The sequence below is a fragment of the Brevundimonas sp. genome (genome assembly GCF_041688735.1).
Classification (GTDB): Bacteria; Pseudomonadota; Alphaproteobacteria; order Caulobacterales; family Caulobacteraceae; genus Brevundimonas.
Genome location: NZ_JBDNHO010000016.1, coordinates 1 through 9,360, shown reverse-complemented (window position 1 = coordinate 9,360; position 9,360 = coordinate 1). Strand labels below are relative to the sequence as shown.

11 protein-coding genes are annotated in these 9,360 nt (G+C 67.5%); 2 read left to right on the top strand and 9 right to left on the bottom strand.

What is annotated here, in order from left to right; genetic code table 11:
* Positions 1–119: 119 nt before the first annotated feature.
* From ACESMO_RS02285 to ACESMO_RS02245, 9 genes are all read right to left on the bottom strand, one after another.
* Positions 120–1,154, bottom strand: coding sequence for an RluA family pseudouridine synthase (locus tag ACESMO_RS02285; RefSeq protein WP_372706565.1), 1,035 nt, complete (start codon positions 1,152–1,154; stop codon positions 120–122).
* Positions 1,151–1,534, bottom strand: a complete 384-nt coding sequence (gene crcB / locus ACESMO_RS02280; protein WP_372706564.1) for a fluoride efflux transporter CrcB — start codon at positions 1,532–1,534, stop codon at positions 1,151–1,153. Before crcB ends, ACESMO_RS02285 begins: the two co-directional genes overlap by 4 nt.
* A 205-nt stretch (positions 1,535–1,739) precedes the next feature.
* Positions 1,740–2,240, bottom strand: a complete 501-nt coding sequence (locus ACESMO_RS02275; RefSeq protein WP_372706563.1) for a hypothetical protein — start codon at positions 2,238–2,240, stop codon at positions 1,740–1,742.
* 82 nt (positions 2,241–2,322) lie between these two features.
* Positions 2,323–3,066 carry an RluA family pseudouridine synthase gene (locus ACESMO_RS02270; protein ID WP_372706562.1) on the bottom strand — a complete coding sequence of 248 codons (744 nt, stop codon included), beginning with the start codon at positions 3,064–3,066 and terminating at the stop codon, positions 2,323–2,325.
* Positions 3,067–3,193: 127 nt separating this feature from the next.
* The gene (locus ACESMO_RS02265; RefSeq protein ID WP_372706561.1) at positions 3,194–3,739 is read right to left on the bottom strand and encodes a DUF302 domain-containing protein; all 546 of its coding nucleotides are present in this window, start codon (positions 3,737–3,739) and stop codon (positions 3,194–3,196) included.
* 29 nt (positions 3,740–3,768) lie between these two features.
* On the bottom strand, positions 3,769–5,085 hold the full coding sequence (locus ACESMO_RS02260) for a replication-associated recombination protein A (protein ID WP_372706560.1): 1,317 nt from the start codon (positions 5,083–5,085) through the stop codon (positions 3,769–3,771).
* A 55-nt stretch (positions 5,086–5,140) separates the two neighbouring features.
* On the bottom strand, positions 5,141–5,305 hold the full coding sequence (locus ACESMO_RS02255) for a hypothetical protein (RefSeq protein WP_372706559.1): 165 nt from the start codon (positions 5,303–5,305) through the stop codon (positions 5,141–5,143).
* A 10-nt stretch (positions 5,306–5,315) separates the two neighbouring features.
* The gene (locus tag ACESMO_RS02250) at positions 5,316–6,701 is read right to left on the bottom strand and encodes a trypsin-like peptidase domain-containing protein (protein ID WP_372706558.1); all 1,386 of its coding nucleotides are present in this window, start codon (positions 6,699–6,701) and stop codon (positions 5,316–5,318) included.
* Positions 6,702–6,773: 72 nt separating this feature from the next.
* The gene (locus ACESMO_RS02245) at positions 6,774–6,908 is read right to left on the bottom strand and encodes a hypothetical protein (protein ID WP_372706557.1); all 135 of its coding nucleotides are present in this window, start codon (positions 6,906–6,908) and stop codon (positions 6,774–6,776) included.
* A gap of 135 nt (positions 6,909–7,043) precedes the next feature.
* Between ACESMO_RS02245 and ACESMO_RS02240 the strand changes: the two genes are divergently transcribed.
* Complete coding sequence (locus tag ACESMO_RS02240; RefSeq protein ID WP_372706556.1) at positions 7,044–7,955, top strand: ABC transporter ATP-binding protein; 912 nt, start codon at positions 7,044–7,046, stop codon at positions 7,953–7,955.
* Entirely contained in the window at positions 7,945–8,811 is an 867-nt protein-coding gene (locus ACESMO_RS02235; RefSeq protein ID WP_372706555.1) for a hypothetical protein, read from the top strand. The genes ACESMO_RS02240 and ACESMO_RS02235 overlap by 11 nt, the downstream gene beginning before the upstream one ends.
* Positions 8,812–9,360 lie beyond the last annotated feature (549 nt).

Here is a 9,360-nt window from a genome sequence, read left to right as displayed (position 1 = left end):
CATCGGGGGAGGGGGACCATCCGAAGGATGGTGGAGGGGGCTGAAACGGACGCTGGTGTCTGGGGTTGGCCCCCCCCACCGCTTCGCGGTCCCCCTCCCCCGATGGGGGAGGATTGCGATCATCGCTGCCGCCTCACGCCTTCGAAAGGATCGCTCTCATTGCCCTCGGCCTCCTCGAAGCCGAAATGGGCGAAGCCGGCGCGCATCTCCGGCGACAGGGGAGCCTCGACCACCAGCACCCCGCCGGATGGATGTTCCAGCTCGATGCGGCGGGCGTGGAGCTGCAGCTTCAGCGGGCCGGACAACTCCTTTGACGTCTCGTCACCGTATTTGGGATCGCCGAGGATGGGATGGCCGATGCCGGCCATGTGGGCGCGCAACTGGTGCGTCCGGCCGGTGAAGGGGCGCAGCGCCATCCAGGACGCGCGGTGGGCCGCGCGGGAGATGGTGGCGAAGGCGGTCTCAGCCGGCTCGGCGCGCGGGTCCTTGCGATCGGCGGGGCGCATCATCTCGAAATCGTTGATGCCGGTCTTCTTCAGCGGCATGTCGATCTGACCGGCGGCGGGCTTGGGATTGCCGATGACGATGGCCCAGTAGGTCTTCCTGGCCTGACGCCGGGCAAAGGCCCCTGCCAGCCGCTTGGCCGCCTCCGGCCCCTTGCCGAGCAGCAGCACGCCCGAGGTGTCGCGGTCCAGCCGGTGGACCAGACGCGGGCGGTCCATCCCCTCCCCCCAGGCCGACAGCAGGCGATCGACGTGGCGGCTGGTCTTGGTGCCGCCCTGCACCGCCAGCCCGTGCGGCTTGTTGATGGCGATGACCATATCGTCCTCATAGAGAACCAGCGACCTGGCGAAGCGGATGTCCTGAACCGACAGGGTGTGAACGTCGCCCGCCTGACGCGAGGTGTCGTCGGGGATCGGCGGCACGCGCACGGCGGCGCCGGCGGTGAGGCGGCCTTCCGGCTTGATCCGGGCGCCGTCGACGCGGATCTGGCCGCTGCGGGCCATCTTCTGCACCTGGATGTTGGACAGGTGCGGCCAGCGCCGGCGGAACCAGCGATCGAGGCGAATGCCGTCCTCGGCCTCGGCCACATAGAGGGTCTGGACCTCCCGCTTGGGGGCGAGTTCTGATTCCTGGATGGGTTCGTCGGTCAAAGGGCGGCTCCGAAGGCGCGGCGGGCGACCATCAGGCCAATGAAGAGGGCAAGCACCGAAAGCGCCACCGAGGCGGTGACGTAACCGCCCGCCATGGCCAATTGACGGCGCTCGATCATCAGGGCCGTCTCCAGCGAAAAGGCCGAAAAGGTGGTGAAACCGCCCAGCATGCCGACGGCGGCGAACAGCCGTATGCTCTCGCCGTGAACCCCACCGCGAAAGGCCAGCCAGCCGGTCAGCAGCCCCATCAGCAGGCCGCCCACGACATTGACCGTCAGCGTCGCCCACGGCCAGCCGCCCCCCGGTAGCAGCCGTCCGATCCCGTAACGGGCCACGGCACCGAGGGCGCCCCCGGCTGCGACGATGAGAAAACGTGTCATGATGCGGCGCTTATACTGAACTTGGCGTGGAAGCGAAGACGCGCCGAAGACGAACGGGACGGGTAGCCCGACCCAACTTCACTTGCCGGTGCCCGCGGTTAATTGCGAGACCGGCTTCCAGCGGCACCGCTTCGCGCCCGAGGGGAACGCCGTCTCCGGCCAGTTCCGCCGCGACAAGGAGAGGCTGGTCGAATACCGGGCGTCCTCACCGCCGCAGGGCGTCCTGAACGCCGCGCGCCTCATAGACATTGGGTCGGTCGGGCTTGCCGCCGCTGCCCATCACCACCTCCAGCGTCGTCGAGGTCGGCGACGGGCCACTGAAATTCAGGCCGACCCCCACGCCGACGCCCGATGCGGAATAGCCGCCATAGCGACCGCTGGATCGACTGGACCCATAACCCACGCCTAAACTGGGGCGCAGCCCCCCGGCGCTGTCGGGGCGGCCGTCGGTCCAGCTCTGGGTGACCTCGAACCAGTCATAGCCTTCCGCCGTCGTCAGTTCGGCGGCGCGCAGCAGGGCGTAGTCGGCCACGGGACCGGAGTTGCCGACCCCGCTGTAGGTGACGCGGAAGCGATTGGATTCGATCCTCTGCTCGGCATAGCCCTGCCCGCCCGCGCCCGTCTGGGCACCATAGGGAGCCAGGCTGGCGCAGGCCGACAGGGCGAGGCCTGCGGCGGCGATCAGGGGCAGGGCTGAGTATTTCACGGGCGAGCTCCAAGGGTTCCATAGAATAAGCGCAGTGTCATCGCTGGCGTTCCCCACACCACGCTCACCCCGGCGAAAGCCTTTATGAGCGGATTTTTTCCTGGAGCCCCGCCGCCGCTTTCAGCGTCTCAAAATCGTCGGGCGGCGGAGCCTCGACGGTGACGTAGCCACCCTCGGGATGCGGAAAGACCAGTTTGGCCGCGTGCAGCATCAGCCGCGGCGCGGCGCGCCCGGCGAACGTCAGCGCCCCGCCGTAGCGGGCGTCTCCGGCCAGTGGGCGGCCGATGAAGGCCATATGCACGCGCAACTGATGCATCCGTCCCGTCGCGGGGTCCAGCTCGACCACGGCGCCGTCCTCAGACGACGACAGGGTGCGATACCGGCTCAGCGCGGCCATGGCGCCGGGCGTGTCCGCGGTAACGACGCGCATATAGCTTTCGCGACCGATTTCCTGACGCAGCAGCGGGGCGTCGATCGTCCCCGACGCCGGGTCGGGCGCGGCCGACAGCAGGGCCAGATAGGTCTTCTTGAAGCGCCGGGCCTGCATCGCCTTGCCGAGAAAGCCCGCCGCCGGCTTGGTCTTGGCCGCGAGGATGACGCCCGAGGTATCGCGGTCCAGCCGATGCACCAGATCGGGCCGTTTTCCGTTCGACCGCGCGAACGCCCACAGCAGGTCGTCCAGGGTATGCGCCTGAATGCGCCCGCCCTGGCTGGACAGGCCCGAAGGCTTGTTGAAGGCGATCACCGCCTCGTCTTCGTGGATGACCCACGAGCGGACGGCCGCGATGTCTTCAGCGGAAAGGGAGACGGGGGTGCGGTCGGTCACCCGCTCCGCTTAGCCGAGCACGCGCCTCTTAGCCATCATGCGCGCATGGTAGATGAACAACGGCAGGGGCCACGGCTGCGGCCAGCCAGATCGTCATGGCCTCGACCAGGGCCGGGTCCATGCCGGTTCAGGGATCAGTCTGGCGGATCGCGCTGGTCGCCGGATCGGGACTGGCCGACGGGGCGATCGCTGCGTCCGTCAGCCGGTCGAGGGCGCCGGTCATTGCGGCGACGGACGGATGGTCGGCGGCTATGCCGTATCGGGCGGCCAGGGCTCGGGGCGGCAAATATCCGACCCGGGTGACGCCGCCATCGCGCCAGACCAGCACTTTCAGCGGCAGATCCAGCGCCACCCGGCGGTCCGCTTGCATCAGCGGCGTACCGACGGCTGCGTTACCGAAGATCACCACGGTGGTCTCGGGCAGATCGAGCCCGGCCTTGGTGGCGTTGGCGCGATGATCGACCACCGCGACGACCATGGCCCCACCCGCCTCGATCGCGCGGGTCAGCCGGGCGACGGTGTCCGAGACCGGGTCCGGGCTGACCTTCTCGATCCATGGCGCAAGCGCCGCGGTTTCGCTGGCGGGGGCCGCAGGCGGTGCCTCCGGCGCAGCGGCCGGGGTGCAGGCGGCGAGCAGGCCGGCGACGAGGGAAAGCAGCAAGACGCGCGACATGGCGGACTCCTGTTCGCGGGATGAATCCGTCACCGCCCGGTTCGATCCGGTGGGCTGGCTGCCCGCAGCGCCGCCCAATGCTCCAGCCGCGCCTTGACCTTCTCCTCATGGCCCTCGCCCTTCGGAGTGTAGAAGGTGCGGCGTTCCATGCCGTCGGGAAAGAAGTTGGCGCCGGAAAATCCCTCGGGGGTGTTGGGATCATAGGCATAGCCCTGGCCGTAGCCCAGCGACTTCATCAGCCTCGTCGGGGTATTGCGGATATGGGCGGGTGGCATCAGGGAGCCCGTCTCATGCGCCGCCTTCTTCGCGGCCTTGAAGGCCTCATAGACGCCGACCGATTTGGGCGCGGTGGCGAGGTGGACCACCGCCTGGGCCAAGGCCAGTTCGCCCTCGGGGGAGCCCAGAAAGTCGTAGGTGTCCTTGGCCGCATTGGCGACCAGCAGCGACAGCGGATCAGCCTCGCCGATGTCCTCGACCGCCATCCGCACGATGCGGCGCGCCAGATACAGCGGATCCTCGCCGCCGTTCAGCATCCGCGCCAGCCAGTAGAGGGCCGCGTCGGGATCGGACCCTCGAACCGATTTATGCAGTGCAGATATGAGGTTGTAGTGTTCTTCTCTGCTCTTATCGTAAGCTGGCGCGCGCTTCTGCAGGATGCCCGCGAGCGCCTGCACATCCAGCGGCTCGGTGGAGGTCAGGTCGAACAGCACCTCGGACATGGTCAGCAGATAGCGCCCGTCCCCGTCGGCCAGAACCAGCATGGCCTGTCGCGCCTCGGGCGTCAGCGGCAGGGTCTTGTCCTCCTGCGTCTCCGCTCGGATCAACAGTTGATCGAGCGCGGAATCATCAAGTCTTTTCAATACATAGACCTGAGCACGAGACAGCAGCGCGCCGTTGAGCTCGAAAGACGGATTCTCGGTCGTCGCCCCAACCAGGGTGACGATCCCCTCCTCCACGAACGGCAGAAACCCATCCTGCTGGGCGCGGTTGAAGCGGTGGATTTCGTCGACGAACAGCAGGGTCGGCTGGCCGGCGGCGCGGCGCATGTGGGCCGCCTCGAACGCCTTCTTCAGATCGGCCACGCCGGAGAAGACGGCGCTGATCTGCTGGAACTGGTATCCCGCCGCCTGGGCCAGAAGGCGGGCGATGGTGGTCTTGCCGGTCCCCGGAGGCCCCCACAGGATCATCGACCCCAGCCGCCCGGCCTCGATCATGCGCCGGATCGGCCCGCCCGGCCCCAGCAGATGATCCTGACCGACCACCTCGTCCAGAGTCCGCGGTCGCAAGCGGTCGGCGAGCGGTGCGTCAGGAGAATGGATGCCGGAGGCCTCGAACAGATCGATCATTGACGGCTACAGATAGGCGTTACCGGCTCCCTTTTCACGCGTTACTATCACGCCGTCAGAGCAGACAGACGGGGCCGATCGGAACCTGATCCCGTCCGGCGGCGTGATCCCCGGTCTGACCATCCCGTCTCGCGGCGGACAGGCGGCGGTGGAATTCTACCACGTCGGCTTCGGGGCCGAGGAGTCGGCCCGCCATCTGGCCGATGACGGCGGCGATCAAGGGCTGACCATCACCGGATTACGCCCCGCACCGGCTGGCCGCGACGGCTGATCGTCACCTCGACGCCGCGCCCGATGTCGGCCAACTGCTGCGCCGAGGTCACGGCACGCCCGTTGAGCGTCAGGACGATGTCTCCGGCCTGGAAGCCGACGCGCTGGGCCTGACTGCCGCGCTGGACGCCGCCGACGATGACGCCGCTGGCGAAGGGATCGCCCCCGAGACTGTCGGACAGCGCCGGGTTAAGCGCCAGCACCTGCGCGCCCGAAAAGCCCCCCGACTGGATCACCGTCGCGCGGTCCAGATCGACGTCGCCCGGCAGGCGCTGGACGCGGGCGTTGACGGTCTCGGTCTGGCCGTCGCGGAGCACGGACACGGCGACGGCGGCGTTCAGATCCTTCGTGCCGACCCGGAAATTCAGCCCGCCCTGGTCGTTGATCTCGGCCCCGTCGATGGCGGTGATGACGTCACCCTTGCGCAGGCCGGCGCGGGCACCCGGCCCGCCGGCATAGACCTCCGTCACCACCAGCCCCTGCGGCCGCTCAAGGCCCAGGCTGCGGGCGATGTCGGCGCTGACCCCGTCGCCCTTCACGCCCAGCCACGGCCGGATCACGGCGGTCGCGCCGCCGACGGCCGAGTCCACCACCCGCTTCACCAGCGACGCAGGCACCGCGAAGCCGACGCCGGACGACGAGCCGGAACGCGAGAAGATGGCGGTGTTAATGCCGATCAGGTCGCCGTCCATGTCGACCAGCGCCCCGCCGGAGTTGCCCGGATTGATGGCCGCGTCGGTCTGGATGAATGAGCCGGAGTCCGAGATGCCGGTCTCGGTCCGGTTCAGGGCCGAAATGATGCCGTTGGTCACCGTCTGGCCGACGCCGAACGGATTGCCGATGGCCAGCACCAGATCGCCGACCTGCTGTTCCTCGCGGTCGTCGATATTCAGCGTCGGCAGGCGCTCATTGACCCCTTCCAGCTGAAGCACGGCGATGTCGGAGCGTTCGTCGGCCAGGACGACGCGGGCGTTGAACTCGCGCCGGTCATTCAGGGTGACGCGGATTTCCTGCATGCCCTGGATGACGTGATTGTTCGTCACCACCACGCCGTTGTCGCGCACGATGACGCCCGAACCTACCGAGCCGGTCTGGCGCTGGCCGGGGATGCCCCAGAAGGGGTCGCGGGTCTGCTGAATACCCCGGGCCGCGATGTTGACCACGGCGGGGGCGGTCTCGCGGACGACGGGCGCGAAGCTGGCTTTCATCGCCATCGCATTGCCGGGCACGACGCGGTTGTCAGCAAAGACCCCGTCCTGGGCCTTGGTGTCATTGGCCTGTCCGCAGGCGGGCAGCATGAAGGCGACGGCGAGGGTGAGGGCGGTCAGGCGGCTGTTCATCGGCATCCGGTCGGTCTGGCTCAGGAACTTACCACCTTTTCGCCCCGCCTTTTGGACGGCATCAAGGCGCATCGAGCGTCAAACGGACGCGGCCTCGTCGCGTTCCGCCTGGCGGCCTGCCCGCCTGCCGATGATCGCTGCCGGCAGCAGCGTGGCCGCAGACATGTAAAAGGCCAGCGGCGACATGACCACGGCGATGGAGGCCACACCCATGTTCACTGCCTGCAACTGGCCCTGAGGCGCAGGGGCATGGGAAAATCCCCATTCGAAGGCGACATTGCCTAACCTTAATCTGCGACCCGTCCGTGATGGCTTGCCCGGGGTTGTCCGGCCAGCCAAGCTGCCCGAATGAGCACAGTCATCGAAACGCGTGGCTTGACCAAAACCTACGGCGCGGTCCGCGCCCTGGATGGTCTGGACCTGAGCATTCCCAAGGGCGGCGTCTACGGCGTCCTCGGGCCCAACGGGGCGGGCAAGTCGACCCTGTTCCGCATCCTGCTGGGCCTGATCCGGCCAACGGACGGCACGGCGACCATCATGAGCGGGCCGGTCGGTGACATCGCCCACATGCGCCGCACCGGCTCGATGATCGAGACGCCCCGGTTCCCGCCCTATCTGACCGCGCGGCAGGTGCTGCGCTGGCTGGCGCTGGAGCATGGCATCGGCGACAGCGCCGAGATTCCCTTCTGGCTGGAGCGCGTCGGCCTGACCGAGGCGGCGGACCGTCGCGTGCGCGGTTTCTCCGTTGGCATGTTGCAGCGCTTGGGCGTGGCCGCCTCGTTGATGAACCGGCCCGAACTGGTCATTCTGGATGAACCGACCAGCGGCATGGACCCCCCCGGCATTCAGGACATGCGCGCCCTGATCCGGTCGCTGGCGACCGACGACGGCGTGACCGTGATCCTCGCCAGCCACCAGCTGCTCGAGGTCCAGCGTGTCTGCGACCGCGTGGCGATCCTGAACAAGGGCCGGCTGGTGCGGGAGGGCTCGGTCAGCGAGCTGACCTCGGTCGGCGAACGGCTGCGTCTGGTGCTCACCCCGATGGCGGTCGCCCTGGACGTGCTGGGCACCAAGGGCGCGACCGAAGGCGAGGCCGTCCTGGCCGACATCAAGCGACAGGAGGCCCCGGACCTGTTCCGCGCCCTGATCGAAAAGGGTGTGGACGTCACCGAGGCGCGTTGGGTCGGCACCGATCTGGAGAGCATCTTCTTCACCGAGACGGGCGCCGTCCAGACGAAGGAGGAAGAGCATGCTCGTTGACGCCATCCGCGCCGAGGGGTTCCGCCTGCTGCGCAACCGGGTCGTGCTGTTCTGGAGCGTGGTGTTCCCGCAGCTGCTGTTGCTCGCAGGGGCGCTGCTGGCCTTTTTCATGACCAAGGCCCAACTCGGTGGCAACGACGAGGCCAATGCCGAGATGGAGGCGGCCATGCCGTCGACCGGGGTGCTGGACGTCGGCCAGTCGCTGGTCGGCGCGGGCGGCGATCTGGCCAATCCGCTGATCCTGGCCTTCATCCTGATCGGCGCCGCCATCCTGTATGCCGGGGACTATCGCTGGGAGACCTGGCGTCTGGTCACCGCGCGCAACACGCGGGTCAATCTGATGCTGGGCAAGGTCATCGTCTTCGCGGGCCTGGCCGTGGCCGCCATGCTGGCCTTCGTCGTCACCGGGATCGTGACCGACTTCATCCAGGCGGCCGTCTTTAGCCGCCCGCTGGGCTTCACCATGAGCGCGACCGACCTCGGTCACCTGCTGTTCATGGCCGTCCTGGCCCTGGTGCGTCTGGTCCAGTTCGTGATGATCGGCCTGCTGGCCGCAGCCGTGACGCGGTCGCTGCTGGCGGCGCTGTTCGTCCCGCTGGTGCTCGGCGTGGGTCAGTCGTTCGGGCCGCTGCTGATGGCCCAGGCCGGCCTCGACCCGGACGGCTGGATCGCCATCCTCAGCATGCCGGCTCGCGCCTTGGGCTATCTGAACACCCTGATCACCGGCGGCGTCCCGGCCTCGGTCGTGCCGGACGGCATGGCGGCCAAGGCGTCCATCAGCCTGGCGATGTGGACCCTGCTGCCGCTGCTGGGGGCCCTGGCCTGGTTCCGCCGTCAGGATCTGTCGAAGGAGTAGGTGCCGCTACCATCGAGCGTCATGAATATGTCACCCCCCGAGCTAACGTGCGATTGCGTTCTCGGAACTCTTCCGAGAACACGAGGGAGGAAGGTAAATGAAACGTCTGGTTACTTTTGCGATCCCGATCGCCCTTGCGTTGGCGGCTCCGACGCCGATGGCCATGGCGCAAGCCTGTACGGCCGACGAGTGCAAGAATGAATCCGTCTACCAGTGCATGAGATTTGGCGGCAGCTTTTCACACTGCCTCGACGTAGAATGCGCCCAAGTCATTTGCGTAAAGTGACTCTGAGGACTTGACGCAGCGATCGGTGGGGGGTGCCTATGAAGTATTTCCTGCCGATCATTTTCTTGGCTCTATCTCACGGTCCGTCGTGGGGTCAGGATCAGTCTGAACCTGAGCCTACGCAACTAGGCTCAGGACCCATTAAAGGGATTCACACGGTCGTGGCGATCTGATTCACTGGTGGCAGGAGGAGCCTGTCATGAGTGATCTGTTTTGGCTGACGAACAAGCAGATGCGTCGGATCAAGCCATATTTCCCGCTGT